Source organism: Winogradskyella psychrotolerans RS-3, from assembly GCF_000427335.1.
Classification (GTDB): domain Bacteria; phylum Bacteroidota; class Bacteroidia; order Flavobacteriales; family Flavobacteriaceae; genus Winogradskyella; species Winogradskyella psychrotolerans.
This window is the reverse complement of record NZ_ATMR01000164.1, coordinates 63,157-77,628: the sequence shown is the minus strand read 5'-3', so window position 1 is coordinate 77,628 and position 14,472 is coordinate 63,157. Positions and strand designations below refer to the sequence as shown.

11 protein-coding genes, 2 tRNA genes and 2 pseudogenes are annotated in these 14,472 nt (G+C 33.4%); 8 read left to right on the top strand and 7 right to left on the bottom strand.

Annotation, left to right across the window (positions count from 1 at the left end):
- Positions 1-71: 71 nt before the first annotated feature.
- The 4 genes from ADIWIN_RS15485 (at position 72) to ADIWIN_RS15470 (ending at position 2,912) form a co-directional block, all read left to right on the top strand.
- Positions 72-1,067 (top strand): OmpH/Skp family outer membrane protein, encoded by a 996-nt coding sequence (locus ADIWIN_RS15485; protein WP_020895564.1) that lies wholly within the window; start codon positions 72-74, stop codon positions 1,065-1,067.
- Positions 1,068-1,099: 32 nt separating this feature from the next.
- Positions 1,100-1,600, top strand: coding sequence for an OmpH/Skp family outer membrane protein (locus tag ADIWIN_RS15480; RefSeq protein ID WP_020895563.1), 501 nt, complete (start codon positions 1,100-1,102; stop codon positions 1,598-1,600).
- Between the two features lie 64 nt (positions 1,601-1,664).
- Entirely contained in the window at positions 1,665-2,444 is a 780-nt protein-coding gene (gene murI, locus ADIWIN_RS15475) for a glutamate racemase (protein ID WP_020895562.1), read from the top strand.
- Between the two features lie 120 nt (positions 2,445-2,564).
- On the top strand, positions 2,565-2,912 hold the full coding sequence (locus tag ADIWIN_RS15470) for a hypothetical protein (protein ID WP_020895561.1): 348 nt from the start codon (positions 2,565-2,567) through the stop codon (positions 2,910-2,912).
- A 21-nt stretch (positions 2,913-2,933) separates the two neighbouring features.
- Here ADIWIN_RS15470 and ADIWIN_RS15465 read toward each other — a convergent pair whose 3' ends face one another.
- From ADIWIN_RS15465 to ADIWIN_RS15445, 5 genes are all read right to left on the bottom strand, one after another.
- Positions 2,934-3,449: a gamma carbonic anhydrase family protein gene (locus tag ADIWIN_RS15465; RefSeq protein ID WP_020895560.1), complete on the bottom strand. Its 516-nt coding sequence runs from the start codon at positions 3,447-3,449 to the stop codon at positions 2,934-2,936.
- Positions 3,450-3,579: 130 nt separating this feature from the next.
- Positions 3,580-3,774: a 30S ribosomal protein S21 gene (gene rpsU, locus ADIWIN_RS15460; protein WP_020895559.1), complete on the bottom strand. Its 195-nt coding sequence runs from the start codon at positions 3,772-3,774 to the stop codon at positions 3,580-3,582.
- Between the two features lie 101 nt (positions 3,775-3,875).
- Positions 3,876-4,739: a sigma-70 family RNA polymerase sigma factor gene (locus ADIWIN_RS15455; RefSeq protein WP_020895558.1), complete on the bottom strand. Its 864-nt coding sequence runs from the start codon at positions 4,737-4,739 to the stop codon at positions 3,876-3,878.
- 115 nt (positions 4,740-4,854) lie between these two features.
- Positions 4,855-7,524, bottom strand: a complete 2,670-nt coding sequence (locus tag ADIWIN_RS15450) for an AsmA-like C-terminal region-containing protein (RefSeq protein WP_020895557.1) — start codon at positions 7,522-7,524, stop codon at positions 4,855-4,857.
- Positions 7,525-7,632: 108 nt separating this feature from the next.
- Positions 7,633-8,337 carry a queuosine precursor transporter gene (locus tag ADIWIN_RS15445; RefSeq protein WP_020895556.1) on the bottom strand — a complete coding sequence of 235 codons (705 nt, stop codon included), beginning with the start codon at positions 8,335-8,337 and terminating at the stop codon, positions 7,633-7,635.
- A gap of 235 nt (positions 8,338-8,572) precedes the next feature.
- Between ADIWIN_RS15445 and folK the strand changes: the two are divergent.
- Positions 8,573-9,720: pseudogene (gene folK / locus ADIWIN_RS15440) on the top strand (2-amino-4-hydroxy-6-hydroxymethyldihydropteridine diphosphokinase).
- A gap of 162 nt (positions 9,721-9,882) precedes the next feature.
- Here the strand turns inward: folK and ADIWIN_RS15435 are convergent.
- Positions 9,883-10,578, bottom strand: coding sequence for a class I SAM-dependent methyltransferase (locus tag ADIWIN_RS15435; protein WP_051155483.1), 696 nt, complete (start codon positions 10,576-10,578; stop codon positions 9,883-9,885).
- A gap of 88 nt (positions 10,579-10,666) precedes the next feature.
- Positions 10,667-11,191, bottom strand: a pseudogene (locus ADIWIN_RS15430) (RNA methyltransferase); the annotation flags it as partial.
- 186 nt (positions 11,192-11,377) lie between these two features.
- On the opposite strand from ADIWIN_RS15430, the gene mutS reads away from it, so the two are divergent.
- The 3 genes from mutS (at position 11,378) to ADIWIN_RS15415 (ending at position 14,283) form a co-directional block, all read left to right on the top strand.
- Positions 11,378-13,990: a DNA mismatch repair protein MutS gene (gene mutS / locus ADIWIN_RS15425; RefSeq protein WP_020895551.1), complete on the top strand. Its 2,613-nt coding sequence runs from the start codon at positions 11,378-11,380 to the stop codon at positions 13,988-13,990.
- Between the two features lie 92 nt (positions 13,991-14,082).
- Positions 14,083-14,154 (top strand) — tRNA-Gly (locus ADIWIN_RS15420).
- 45 nt (positions 14,155-14,199) lie between these two features.
- Positions 14,200-14,283 (top strand) — tRNA-Leu (locus ADIWIN_RS15415).
- Positions 14,284-14,472 lie beyond the last annotated feature (189 nt).

Genomic DNA, 14,472 nt, shown 5'->3' with positions numbered 1-14,472 from the left:
TTAGCTTTAGTGTAAATGCACAGCGTGGTGTAAGAATTGGTTACATTGATACTGAGTACATTTTACAAAATGTGCCAGAATATCAAGAAGCATCTTCTCAGTTAGATAAAAAGGTGCAAGATTGGAAGACTGAAATTGAAACCAAATTAAATGCTATAGCGCAAAAAAAGAAAGAGCTAGATAACGAAAGTGTTCTTTTAACTAAGGAGTTGTATGATGAACGTTTTGAGGACATCACTTTTGAAGAAGCTGAGGTTTTAGATTATCAACAAAAACGTTTTGGTCCTGATGGAGATTTAATGATTCAAAAGCGTCAGTTAATTGAGCCTATCCAAGATCAGATTTTCGCAGCTGTGCAAGAAATAGCAGAAACTAAAAGTTACGATTTTGTTTTTGATAAATCTGCAGATGTTGTAATGTTGTACTCTGCTGAACGTTATGATATGAGTGAGCAAGTTTTAAGAACTATTACTCGTACGTCTAAGCGATCGCAAGCTAAAAGTAAGAAGGAACGTCAAGAATTAGAAGACGAGGAAGTTGTACCTGTCGTAGATACGGGTAAAGATGCTCGTCAGCAAGCATTAGAGGACCTTAAAGCAAACCGTGAAAAAGAATTAGCTGATAAGCGAGCAGAACGTGAAAAGGCAACTGAAGATAGACGTGCAGCGCAACAAGCATTGAGAGATGCTAAGAAAAAAGAAGCTGAAGAGCGTCGTCAAAAAGTAATTGACGAGAAGAATAAAAGATCTGGATCTACTGAGGAGGCTAAAACTGTTGTAAAAGATAGTACAACTAAAACGGCACCAGTAGTTAAAACAGACAGTACTAAAGCACAAGGCTCAGTACAAAAAGATAGTATCAATTCTAAAACACCTTTAACAGCTGCAGAAATAGCAGCAGACGAACGCGCTCAAAAATTAAAAGATAGAGAAGCGCGCCAAAAGGAATTAGAGGAAAGAAAAAAGAAAATAATAGAACAACGTTTAAAAGCACGTGAAGATCGTGAAAGACAAGTAAAGAGGAACGATTCTATTGCTAAAGCAAAGAAAAACGAAGACAATAATTAACAATTTATAACACGTAATACAATTAAAATCAAATGAAAAATTTAAAAACTTTATTATTTGCAGCAGTACTTTTTATAGGAGCTACAAGTTTAACTTCTGCTCAAAACAATGTTGCACATATTAATAAGCAAGACTTAATTAAAGCGATGCCTGCTTATGCGCAAGCTCAAACTGAAATTGATAAGCTAAGTAAGACTTATGAAGCAACAATTCAAACGTCATTAAAGGAATTAGACGTTAAGCTTAAGCAGTATAATGCTGAAGCTGAAACTCAGACTGAGCAGACTAATATGGATCGTATGAAAGAGGTTGAAGGTATCAAACAAAGTTTAGGTGAATACCAACAACAAGCTCAAAAAGATTTACAAGAGAAAGAATTTAATCTTTTAAAACCTATTGTAGAGAAAGCAGATAAGGCGATCAACACAGTAGCTAAAGCGCAAGGTATTCAATATGTTTTTGACTCAGCAATGCTGATTGTTAAAGATGGTAAAGATCTTATGGCAGATGTTAAAAAGCAATTAGGAATGTAATTCTAATTAAAAAATAATTATTTAGAAAGTCGCTTATTATTAAGCGACTTTTTACTTTGTATCTATGAGTAATAGTCCTATTGGTATATTCGATTCTGGAATTGGAGGTACATCTATCTTTAAGGAGATACATGCGCTATTGCCAAATGAGAATTGTATTTACTTAGCAGATAGTAAAAACGCACCTTATGGCAACCGGCCAGAAGAGGAAATTATCCAATTAAGCGTTAAGAACACCGAATTTCTTATTAAAAAAGGGTGTAAAATTATTGTGGTGGCTTGTAATACGGCTACTACAAATGCAATAGATTACCTTCGAGAAAATTATGATATTCCATTTATTGGCATTGAACCTGCTATAAAACCAGCGGCTTTAAATACACAAACCAAAGCTATTGGTATTCTAGCAACCAAAGGCACTTTAAGCAGTCAGCTTTTTCATAAAACTACTGACTTATATTCTAAAGACATTAAAATCATAGAACAAGTAGGTGAAGGTATTGTACCGTTGATTGAAACCGGTCAAATTGATTCTAAAGAAATGCAGGGGTATTTAGATATCTATTTAGAGCCTATGTTAAAGCAGAATATAGATTACTTGGTTCTAGGATGCACTCATTATCCTTACCTCATTCCTATGCTTACTAAAATGCTTCCTGAGCATGTAAAAATTATTGATTCAGGTAGAGCAGTTGCAAAACAGACACAAACTGTATTAACTGCACTTGGTTTATTTAATGATTCTGGTAATCAACCCATAATTCAATTATTCTCCAATGGAGATATAGCAGTCTTAAATTCAATTTTAGATTATAATTTTGAGGTGTCTTATTTAGATTTCTAGTAAGGTTTTCTGTTTAATATCTACTAATGCATTATGAAACGCTAGATTTAAAGGCGTTATCTGTCAAAGGACTTATAAATTGCGAAGCGCATTAAAAGTCTTAAACATAAAGATGCATACATGAAATTACTATTTGTCTATAATGCTAACTCAGGAAAATTGAATGCTTTGTTTGAAGCAGGACACAAGTTAATAAGTCCGTCGACGTATAAATGTTCTTTATGTGCATTAACGCATAATGCCTTTGCAGAAAACAGCATTTGGAAGAATTTTAGAACACAAAGTAAGGTTGATATGGAATTCTATCACAAGGATGAATTTGAAACTACATTTCCAAGTGTAAATATGATTTATCCAACGATTTTAAAATTAGAAGATCAGCAAATTTCAACAGTTCTAAATTCTGAAGCTTTAAAAGAGCTTTCTAGTATTGAAGATTTAATTAAGCGATTGAAGCTTCAATTTTAAGTGTTTAACGCGGTTTAGCCTTTATTCCTTAAACCAACTAGAATATTCTACATAGTTATTCGCAATCCTATCAATTTCACCAGAGATTAATTCCTTGCTAATAGCCTTAACTTTTTTGGCTGGTACACCAGCATAAATACTTCCAGATTCTACCACAGTATTTTTAGTTACTACAGCTCCTGCTGCAATGATGCTATTGCTTTCTATAATACAATCGTCCATTATAATACTCCCCATACCAACGAGTACATTATCTTTTATAGTACAACCATGTACTATAGCGTTATGTCCTATAGAAACATTATTGCCAATGGTCGTGGGCGATTTCAGGTACGTAGCATGGATAACTGCACCATCTTGTATATTTACCTTGTTCCCCATTTTTATATAGTGCACATCACCTCTAATTACGGCATTAAACCATATACTACATTGTTTTCCTATAGTAACGTCTCCGACTATAGTTGCATTTTCTGCGATGTAGCAATCCTCTGAGATTTGAGGGTGTTTTCCTCTAACGGCTTTTATTATTGGCATAAATTATGTTTTTACGAGTTCAATAGTTTTTCAAGATAAAATGAAAATCTATAGTAATCAGAAATTATTGTATAAAAAAAGAGCAGCATAAATTGCTACTCTTTAGTATTACGTTATATAAATATAATGTTTATATATTTTCAGCGTCTCTTAAACCTTGAATGTATTCAGCTTTCTGAACTTCTCTTCTTCTCTTAACAGAAGGTTTTGCGAAATAACGCTTCTCTCTTAAGTTTTGCATAATTTGCACATTTCTGTGTTTACGCTTGTAACGCTTAAGTGCACGTTCTATATTTTCTCCTTCTTTGATTTCGATTTTAATCATTATATCGATATATTTTTGTTAACTATTTCTTGCAAATGGTCGGCAAATATATGCTAACTATTTGAAAATAAAAATTAATTCAATGTTTTAGAAATTTATTTTTAACCTAGGTATGTTTTTAAGATTTTACTCTTGCTCGCATGTCTTAATCTTCTAATCCCTTTTTCTCTAATTTGTCTTACACGCTCACGAGTTAAATCGTAAATACTACCTATTTCTTCAAGTGTCATTGGAGGTTGATCTCCAATTCCGAAATTTAAACGAATGACATCACTTTCCTTTTGAGTTAGTGTTTCTAGTGCACGTTCAACTTCCGTGTTTAAAGACTCTTTCATTAAAGCCATGTCAGGTCTTGGTGATTCACCAGAACTTACAACATCATACAAACTGAATGTTTCTCCATCCTTTAATGGTGCATCCATTGATAAATGACGACCAGAATTTTTCATAGATTGTTTTACTTCACGAACACTAATATCTAATTCGCGAGCAATCTCATCTGCATTTGGTGGTCTTTGATTAATTTGCTCTAAATGAGAAAATGCTTTATTAATCTTATTTATGGTGCCAATTTTATTTAATGGTAGCCTAACAATACGCGACTGTTCTGCTAAAGCTTGTAAAATAGCTTGTCTAATCCACCAAACAGCATAAGAAATAAACTTAAAACCTCTAGTTTCATCAAAACGTTTAGCTGCTTTTACTAAACCAGCATTACCTTCATTTATTAAATCGGGTAACTTTAAACCTTGGTTTTGATATTGTTTTGCAACTGAAACAACGAACCTAAGGTTAGACGTTGTTAATTTATCTAATGCAGCTTGATCACCTTTTCGAATAAGCTGTGCTAACTCGACTTCTTCATCTGCAGTAATCAAAGGAATTTTACTAATATCCTGTAAATATTTATCTAACGATTTGTCTTCTCTGTTAGTTACCTGCTTGGTGATTTTTAATTGCCTCATGTATTCTTTTGAAATTTAGTGAACCTTCAATGTAATCTAATTATTAAGAAAAGCAAATAAAAGCACATTTATTAACATAAATTGGGAGAAATTGAGTAATTTTTCAGTTTGTATCTTAATTTTTGGTTGAATCGGCCTCTTTTTTGGTATCTGTTTTTTTCTTTCCACCTAAGAGTCCGCCTAGTATATTACTAACGCCTTCTTTAACTTTATCTTGGTTAGTTTGCTTAGTACTATCAACTACAGTGGTTTTAGTAGAATCGGTTTTAGTTGTTGAATTACCGCCTAAAATACCTCCTAATAAATCATTGATTTTGTCTTTTCCTTGACCAATTAATTTCTGTTTTTCAATTTCAATTAATTGTTTGGTTAAGCTTGAAACTCCAGACGTTAAATCCGTTTGAATATTAGGACTCGCAAATGTGCCTCCAATATGTGCCGTTATAGGAACCGTAAGATTATTAACTTCATTGTCATTAATTTTGCCAATTAAACGATTCACCTCGCTTCCTAAGTATTTTGCTGGTACTTGTAAAACAGCACTGTAATTCATCGTATTTGCAAAACTATGAGAACCAGAAACTTCAATAGGAATATCTTTGTAATTAATAGTAAACGGTTTTACGGAAACACTACCATTCTCAAAGCTTAAATTAGTTTTAATGTCTTTTAAATCTAATTTACTGAAATCAATAAAATCTAATTTGCTATCTAAGCTAGTAAGCAAAGGACTATTACTCGTGTCTACTTTGTCTGTTAAAATTTCAGCCAATGCGCTACCCGACATCGTTGCTAAATCTGGAGAAAAGCTTTCGTCTAAAAATCCGCTGATATCAATGGTAGAATTTAATTTTCCTTGTAATACTTTGGCAATTGGTGCTAAAGCCTTCAACATTTCTAAATCTTTAAATGATTGTGATATGTCAAAGTTTTGCATTCCTAATTTCATATCGAAACTTGGTTTTGCAGATTTAGTGGATACATTACCAGAAATTCCTAATTGACCATTAAAAATATCTGTGGTCATGTTTTTAAGACTAGCTGTTTGATCTTTTATAATTAACTGCCCTTTTACATTTTTTAAATTAAGATTATCATAAATCACTGTTTTAGCGTTAGCCGTAATGGTGCAATCTAAAAAGGCAGGAATCTTAAGAGATTCAGCTGCAGGTGTGTTTTCATTTGTTTTATTTGAAGTTTCCGTTGTCGTTGTATCTTCAGACATAAAATCTGAAAGGGCAAATATATTGGAATTCAAATTAAAATTACCTTCTAAGTTTTTGTCACTCAGCATAAAACCTAGTAAATTATTAATGGTTCCTGTAGCGGTGAAATCGCTTTTGCCTGTCTGAGCATCAAAATTATTTAAACTTACTGTACCTGGCTTAAAGGTTAAGTCTGCTTTGTTGATTTGAATAGGGTTTAAAATGTCATCAGAAGAAAACACAAAGTTAGATAAGGACACACTTCCTACGTTTTTAATACGTTGGTAGGCGTTGGTTTCGATAGCATCCATATCAAAAGACGTGCTAACGTTTGCTTTTAAAATACCACTTAGCTCATTCTCTAATTCAACAGGATAGGCTTTGGTGATGTTTGCTAAATTTAAAACACCATCCAATTTGGCCACAACCAACATGTTTTTAGTAAGATTTTTAATAGAAGCTTCAGATTTAAAAATATCTTCATCTATTTGAAAATTCAGTTTGTTGATGTTTACAAATGTGTCGTCCACATTACCTGTTGTGTTTTTTATAGAAGCATCAATCGAAATATTCCGAACACTTTTTGGAAGGTCAGGGAATTTGAATGATGCATTACTAGAATTTAGATTAATATCTAAGGTCGGAATTGTTTCTTCTGAAACCAATCCTTTTATAATACCATTAACGGTGAAGTTGCCTGTAGTGCTTACATTTTCAATATCCTTAGCATAAGCCTTTGGGATTATAGCCAAGAAATCTTTGAATGACGCTTCAGGGTTTTTAAATGTGATGTCTATTTGTTGTCCAGCCTCAACCAACTGTACAAAACCATCAAATTCTAATGGTAAAGCGTTGATGTATCCTTTGTTTTCTTTAAATGTATATTTCTGTTGGTCTAAATCTAAGTCTATAAGCGCGTCTAATTTGATGCTGTTATTACTTAGGTATTCAGTACTATCCATAGCAAAGGTAACATTGGCCTCTGTGTTGGTATCTAGTTCAGATTTACCTCCAGAAAATATACCAGTTCCTTTGTGGTTAATTTCGGTAAGATAAAATGCGATGTTTGAGGTGTCGTCAATATAGGTAAACGCACTATTATTAAGTTCGTAGTTGTCAATGTCAAAGCTAAAACCGCTAGAGGTTTCTGTTTCTACTGGTGTAGATTCAGTGTCACTTTCTTTTACAATATCATAATTTACAGCACCAGTTTTACTGGTTTTTAAAACCAAAAGTAGCTCGTTGGCTATTATTTCGTTGATTTCTAGAGGTTCTTCCGTGACTTTTAATAATTGCATAATGCCCATCTCAAAAGATAATGACTTTGCTGTAGCTAAAGTTTCTCCTTCAAAAGGTGCGCGATTGACGATTTTCAAGTTATCGACACTCACTTCTGCTTTAGGGAAACTACTTATAAGACTTAAACTAATATCGTCAAAAGTTAGTTCGGCGTTTAAGTTTTCATCTGCATAGTTTTGAACAATGGTATCTATTTTAGATTCTAAAACAAATGGGATAGCAATAAGAATCGCAATAAAAAGGAGTAAAATGATTCCAACAATTTTGAGGACTTTCTTCATAATTAGTATTTGTGGGTTTTAAATAGCTTCTTCATATATACGCAAAATTCCGTATAAAAGATGCTAATATCGATAAGTTTAAGAAGATTTTAATGTTTTGATTAATAGTTATAATAAATTTATTTCCTCATTTACATTCAGCCTGAAACGCTTTCTAAATAAATAGACTCCAAGATATAAAAATGGTGTATCTAACAACGCGACTAAAACTTTGAAAATAAAGCCGCTAATCAATAAGCCTGCAAAATTTGTCCAATCTATAATTCCGAATGTGCAAAGTAAAGATAGAATAGTAAAGGTGTCTATAAATTGAGAAAACCAGGTAGAAAAGTTATTACGTAACCAAAGATGTTTGCCTTTGGTCAATCGTTTCCAGAAATGATAAATTTGAATATCCACAAACTGAGCAAATAAATAGGTCATCATACTCGCAAAAACAGCAAGCGATGTGTTTCCAAAGACTTGGTTAAACATCGCATCATCAACATAAGACCAATCTGTAGCAGGTACATTTGATGCTGTATAGATAATTAATAGTGAAAATAGTGAAGCAAAAATACCAACCACCACAATGTCGTTAGCACGTTTTTTGCCATAAATCTCACTAATTAAATCTGTAATTAGAAATGTAATGGGATAAGGTAATATACCAACTGAAATCTCAAATAGTTTTGACCCAAAAATTTCGACTTCAAAAGGATGCCAATAAAAGAATTTTTGAAATATTAAATTTGAAACGACTAGTGACGTAATAAAAAGTCCACCAAGTAAGAAATAAATACGTTGGGCTAAAAGCTTGTCTTTTAATGACATTGAAAATGGTTAATAAATAGTTTTGGTAAAGGTAAAGTTATAAAATTTGTTTTAGTTATTTTGCCAATAGCAGCTCTTGTTTGAAATTGCTAAAGAAGAAAATGATGATTTTTTTTCTTAATACGAGATAGAAAAATAAAGTATAGTTTTAGCTACGGTTTAGTTTTATGTTGAAGTAGAAAGGGAAAAAGGGTGTTTTATTTTCGTTATTTTAAATGAGAACTGGTATAAAACTATGAAACCAACTAAAACCATTAATATAGCCTTAGGAAGCAATAAGGGCAATAAATTGCAGTATTTACAATCTGCCGTTAATGCTGTTTTTGACGGTGTTGGTGCTATAAAAAAGATATCAAAAGTTTATAGAACACCTGCTTTTGGGTTTGAAGGTGATGACTTTTTTAATGCTTGTATTACAGTTGAAACGGAATTAAAACCGAAGAGAGTTCTTAAAGAGCTTCAGGCTATTGAAGTAGAGCTAGGGAGGAAATCTAAGGCCTCCAAAGGTTATGAGTCTCGAGAAATAGATTTAGATATTTTATTCTTTGAAGATGAGATTCTTGAAGAAAAAACCTTAGTCATTCCGCATCCACAAATACAAAATCGTAAGTTTGTTTTGCAACCACTGTTAGATATTGCTAAAGAATTAGAACATCCTGTTTTAAAAAAACAATAGAAGTTTTATTTGCTAATTGTTCTGACAATTCTGAAATTGAGTCTGTAAATATTTGGTTGAAGAATCCTAGGGAATCCTACGCTTTTAAAGATTATAATTACATTGCTATTGAAGGTAATATTGGTGCAGGTAAAACAAGTTTAGCCAATAAGATAGCTAATGATTTTAATGCTAAATTAATTTTAGAGCGGTTTGCAGACAATGCATTTTTACCAAAATTTTATAAACAACCAGAGCGTTACGCGTTTACTTTAGAAATGTCATTTTTAGCAGATCGGTATCAGCAAATTAGTGACGATTTATCGCAACTCGATTTGTTTAAAGATTTTATGGTGAGTGATTACGACGTTTATAAATCTTTAATTTTCTCGAAGATAACCTTACCTGAAGACGAATTTAGATTGTACCGAAAACTGTTCTATCAAGTTTATAAAGACATTGCCAAGCCCGACTTGTACATTTACCTCTATCAAAATACAGAGCGTTTACAAGCCAACATAAAGAAAAGAGGACGTAATTACGAAAAAGACATCAAAGACGATTATCTCGAAAAAATTAATGCTGGTTATCTTGAATTTTTAAAAAGTCAACAAGAGATGCATGTTAAGATTATTGATATTTCGAATAAAGATTTTGTGAAGTCTCGTGCCGATTATTTGTGGTTGTTGGGAGAGATTAGTGATGCTTCAGTAGGCAGTGGGCAGTAGGCAGTAGGCAGTAGGCAGTAAGCAGTGTTCAGTAGGCAGTAAGCAGTGTTCAGTAGGCAGTCACAAAGTTTTATTCACAGTCACAGTTTTCAGTTGATTGAAGTTTTATTTGATAACATTAAACGTTCTTTTCGAAATAAATTGAAATATTTACGATAAATCCTATGTTAATCTCTGCGCTTTATTTGTGGAGCTTCGTGGCATAATTTTAAAAAGCAGCGTAACAATTTTTCCTTTATTATCATCTAGAAAGATTTCGGATAATTTTTGTTCTTCAACAATTTCCAATTTAAAAGGCGCTTCCAATACATTAACACCACTATTTTTTTTGATTCTAATACCTTGTCCCGAAATAATGTCTTTATTAGGTACAAACTCTCCAAGAGGTAGATGTTCGGTAAGAATCACAAATTTATAATTGGATAATTTTTCAACTACTTTTAGGATTTCAGCATTAGATAAATGTTGTAAAACCTGTCTCAGAATAACAATATCTGCTTTGGGAAGTTCGTCTTTTACAATATCTAGACACTGAAAATCTAAATGGTCTTCTTTAAATAAGGCTTTATTTCTTTCAATGAGATTGTCAACAATATCTATCGCAATATAGTTTTTAGTGTGTTTGGTGAGTTGTTTTCCGATATTGAAATCACCACAACCTAAATCACAAACGGTTAGTGGATTGTTCTGCGATTTTAAAAACGTAGTGATACTATCAATATAAGGTTCAACGATTTTAATGTTATGAGAACCATCACCTGAGTAAAAATCAAAGTCTTTTCCACCCCAAAGATGTAGGTCATAGACTTGTTGCATAGCATCTTTTGTGGGCCAAGGTGTTTTTGCGCTCTTTTTCATTGTTTGTCATTCCTGCGTAGGCAGGAATCTGTAAGTATTAGTTTAAAGTGGATTCCTGCTTGCGCAGGAATGACAGTGATGTTATATTCTAAGATTTTAATTTCGAGAACACATCCCAAACCACAACACCACAACTCACAGAAATATTTAATGAATGCTTAGTGCCATATTGCGGGATTTCAATCACAACATTACTTGCATCAACTACGTTTTGGTCAACACCTTTAACTTCATTACCAAATACAAAGGCGTATTTTTCAGTGGGTTGAGGTTTAAAATCACTGAGCATGGTTGCGTTTTCAGCTTGCTCAATAGAACAGATGTTTACGTTTTCTGTTTTTAATTTTTTAATAACATCTAAAGTGTTTTCTGCATATTCCCAATCTACAGTTTCAGTACTTCCCAAAGCCGTTTTTCTAATGTCGTTATGTGGAGGTTGAGCAGTAATGCCGCAGAGATAAATTTTCTCGATTAAGAACGCATCACTTGTCCTAAATACGGAACCGATATTGTTGAGACTTCTAATATTATCTAGGATAATAATTATAGGCGTCTTTTTCGCTTCTTTAAATTCTGAAACTTCTAATCTGTCTAATTCTTCGTTTTTAGTTTTCGCATCTTAGTTTCTTAAGAGACCTATTGGGTTTTTAAAACCTGACAGGTCTAGAATATAATTATCAACATCTGTAAATAACTTCTAGTTCTTCGGTTTCAATAAACCTCAAAATATAAGTAATTTAGCAAACTTGCAATTCTGAACATATTCAAGGCAAAAATAGAACTTAAAACTAGATTCCCATTGGCAAAATCCGCAAAAAAAGTAACACCGTTAATGAAACAGTATAATGCCATCAAGGTTAAATATCCTGATGCACTATTGTTATTTCGAGTTGGTGATTTTTACGAAACCTTTGGTAGCGATGCTGTAAAAGCGTCTAAAATTTTAGACATCATTTTAACCAAGCGTGGTGCTGGTAGCGAAAGTGAAATTGAATTAGCCGGTTTTCCGCATCATTCCTTAAATACCTACTTACCAAAATTGGTAAAAGCAGGTGAGCGTGTTGCCATTTGTGATCAGTTAGAAGACCCGAAGCAGACCAAGACCATTGTAAAACGTGGAGTTACAGAATTGGTAACACCAGGAGTTGCTTTTAATGATGATATTCTACATTCAAAATCGAATAACTTTTTAGCAGCTGTCTATTTTGAAAAGCAACGCATAGGAGTGGCATTTTTAGATATTTCAACTGGCGAGTTTTTAACGTCTCAAGGAAATGCAGAATATATTGATAAGCTACTTCAGAATTTCAATCCAAGTGAAGTCTTAATTTCAAAACAAAGTCGAAAAGTGTTTTCTGAAACCTTCGGGAATGATTTTCATACCTTTTATCTGGAAGATTGGGTGTTTCAAGCCGATTATGCACATGAGACATTAACCAAACATTTCAATACGAAGACATTAAAAGGTTTTGGAATTGAAGATTTGTATGAAGGGATTATTGCTTCAGGCGTAATACTTCACTATTTAGGGGAAACACGTCATAATAAGTTAGAGCATATTGCTACGATTTCGAGAATTGCAACGGATGATTATGTGTGGATGGATAAATTCACCATTCGGAATCTAGAATTATATAATTCTACCAATGTGAATGCGGTTACATTGATTAATGTCATTGACAAGACCATTTCTGCAATGGGTGGACGTATGCTGAAACGTTGGTTAGCATTACCTCTAAAGCATGCAGAGAAAATAAAGCAACGCCATGAAGTGGTGAAGTATTTGTTAGAAAATGACGCTGTTTTGAATAAGGTTCAAGGACAGATAAAACAAATTGGAGATATTGAACGTCTCATTTCAAAAATAGCAACGACTAAGGTGAGTCCTCGTGAGGTGATTCAACTTAAAAACTCTTTAGAAGCAATTGTACCTATAAAGTCGGTTGCTGAAACTTGCGAGAACGAAGCTTTAAAAGTATTGGGTGATAATTTACACCGCTGTGATTTGCTTCGGGATAAAATAAAAGAGACTTTAAATGAGGAAGCTCCAGTTAATATTTTAAAAGGGAGTACAATTGCTAAGGGTTTTTCAGAAGAGTTAGATGAACTGAGAGGTTTATCACAATCTGGAAAAACCTATTTAGATACTATGTTGAAGCGCGAAAGTGAGCGCACAGGCATTACATCTTTAAAAATAGCTTCAAATAATGTTTTTGGCTATTATATCGAAGTTCGAAATTCGCATAAAGATAAAGTCCCGGAAGAATGGATTCGTAAGCAAACTTTAGTGAATGCTGAGCGATATATTACAGAAGAGCTTAAAGAGTACGAGTCAAAAATTTTAGGCGCTGAAGAACGCATCTTGGCTATTGAGCAGAAGTTATTTGCAGACTTAGTAACTTGGATGCATCAGTTTATTATTTCGGTGCAACAAAATGCACAGCTTATTGGGCAATTAGATTGTTTATGTGGTTTTGCAAGTTTGGCTAAGTCGAATAAGTATGTATATCCACAAATCGATGATAGCTACGATTTAGAAATAAAAGATGGTCGTCATCCCGTAATAGAAAAACAATTACCAATCGGTGAGCCTTATATTGCTAATGATTTGTTCTTAGATAGAGAGTCTCAGCAAATCATTATGATTACGGGGCCAAACATGTCTGGTAAATCGGCTATTTTAAGACAAACAGCTTTAATTGTACTGTTGGCTCAAATAGGAAGTTTTGTGCCTGCAGGAGAGGCGAGGATTGGTTTAGTAGATAAGATTTTTACGAGAGTAGGAGCAAGTGATAATATTTCGATGGGAGAATCTACGTTTATGGTAGAGATGAATGAAACCGCTTCTATTCTTAATAATATATCAGATAGAAGTTTGGTGTTGTTAGATGAAATAGGAAGAGGAACGAGTACGTATGATGGTATATCTATCGCTTGGGCCATTAGCGAATACCTGCACGAGCATCCTTCTAAGCCAAAAACACTTTTTGCGACGCATTACCACGAGTTAAATGAAATGACAGAGACGTTTGGTCGTATAAGAAATTTCAATGTTGCCGTAAAAGAGTTAAAAGACAATGTACTTTTTGTTAGAAAACTAGTTGAAGGAGGAAGTGAACATAGTTTTGGTATTCATGTAGCAAAAATGGCAGGAATGCCACAACAAGTGATTAGGCGCGCAAATAAAATTTTATCTAAATTAGAGAAATCACATTCGAGCGAAGAGCTAACAGATAAGGTAAAAAGTATAAAAGACGATCTACAATTAAGCTTCTTTAACCTCGATGATCCTCTATTAGTGGAGATTAAGGATGAGATTTTGCACACAGATATTGATACGTTAACACCTGTTGAAGCCTTAATGAAACTCAATGAAATTAAGCGAATGTTGCTGAAAAATAAGCAAGTGTAAAAAAAATAAAATATTTTCAAAAAAGGCTTTGCTTTTAAGATTTAAATTTTAAATTTGCATCCGCTTACAGAGCGAAAATGTTCATTAAAATTGCGAAAGTAGCTCAGGGGTAGAGCATCACCTTGCCAAGGTGGAGGTCGTGGGTTCAAATCCCATCTTTCGCTCTGATCATATAAAATACCAAGTTGATTACAGTCTGTAATCAAGACGCTGAAGTGGTGGAATTGGTAGACACGTTGGACTTAAAATCCAATGTCCATTAGGACGTACGGGTTCAAGTCCCGTCTTCAGTACAGATGAAAAGCCGAAAACGAAAGTTTTCGGCTTTTTTGTTTTAAAAATATAACGAAAACTAGCTTTCATGTGTGTTTTTAAAACAAAAAAAAGCAATTCAGGCTTTCGGATACTCTGTTCTCTACTTATTGAGGGAGAAACTAAGCGAGGTCAATTCCTTTGATTATTCATGCTTTTTATTACTCTAT

Bases quoted from the DNA above. Each gene is read 5' to 3' on its own strand.
- ADIWIN_RS15470 (WP_020895561.1), top strand. From the start codon at position 2,565: ATGAAATTACTATTTGTCTATAATGCTAACTCAGGAAAATTGAATGCT.
- ADIWIN_RS15480 (WP_020895563.1), top strand. From the start codon at position 1,100: ATGAAAAATTTAAAAACTTTATTATTTGCAGCAGTACTTTTTATAGGA.
- rpsU (WP_020895559.1), bottom strand. From the start codon at position 3,774: ATGATTAAAATCGAAATCAAAGAAGGAGAAAATATAGAACGTGCACTT.
- ADIWIN_RS15435 (WP_051155483.1), bottom strand. From the start codon at position 10,578: ATGAAAAAGAGCGCAAAAACACCTTGGCCCACAAAAGATGCTATGCAA.
- ADIWIN_RS15445 (WP_020895556.1), bottom strand. From the start codon at position 8,337: ATGTCATTAAAAGACAAGCTTTTAGCCCAACGTATTTATTTCTTACTT.
- ADIWIN_RS15465 (WP_020895560.1), bottom strand. From the start codon at position 3,449: ATGCCAATAATAAAAGCCGTTAGAGGAAAACACCCTCAAATCTCAGAG.
- ADIWIN_RS15455 (WP_020895558.1), bottom strand. From the start codon at position 4,739: ATGAGGCAATTAAAAATCACCAAGCAGGTAACTAACAGAGAAGACAAA.
- ADIWIN_RS15450 (WP_020895557.1), bottom strand. From the start codon at position 7,524: ATGAAGAAAGTCCTCAAAATTGTTGGAATCATTTTACTCCTTTTTATT.
- murI (WP_020895562.1), top strand. From the start codon at position 1,665: ATGAGTAATAGTCCTATTGGTATATTCGATTCTGGAATTGGAGGTACA.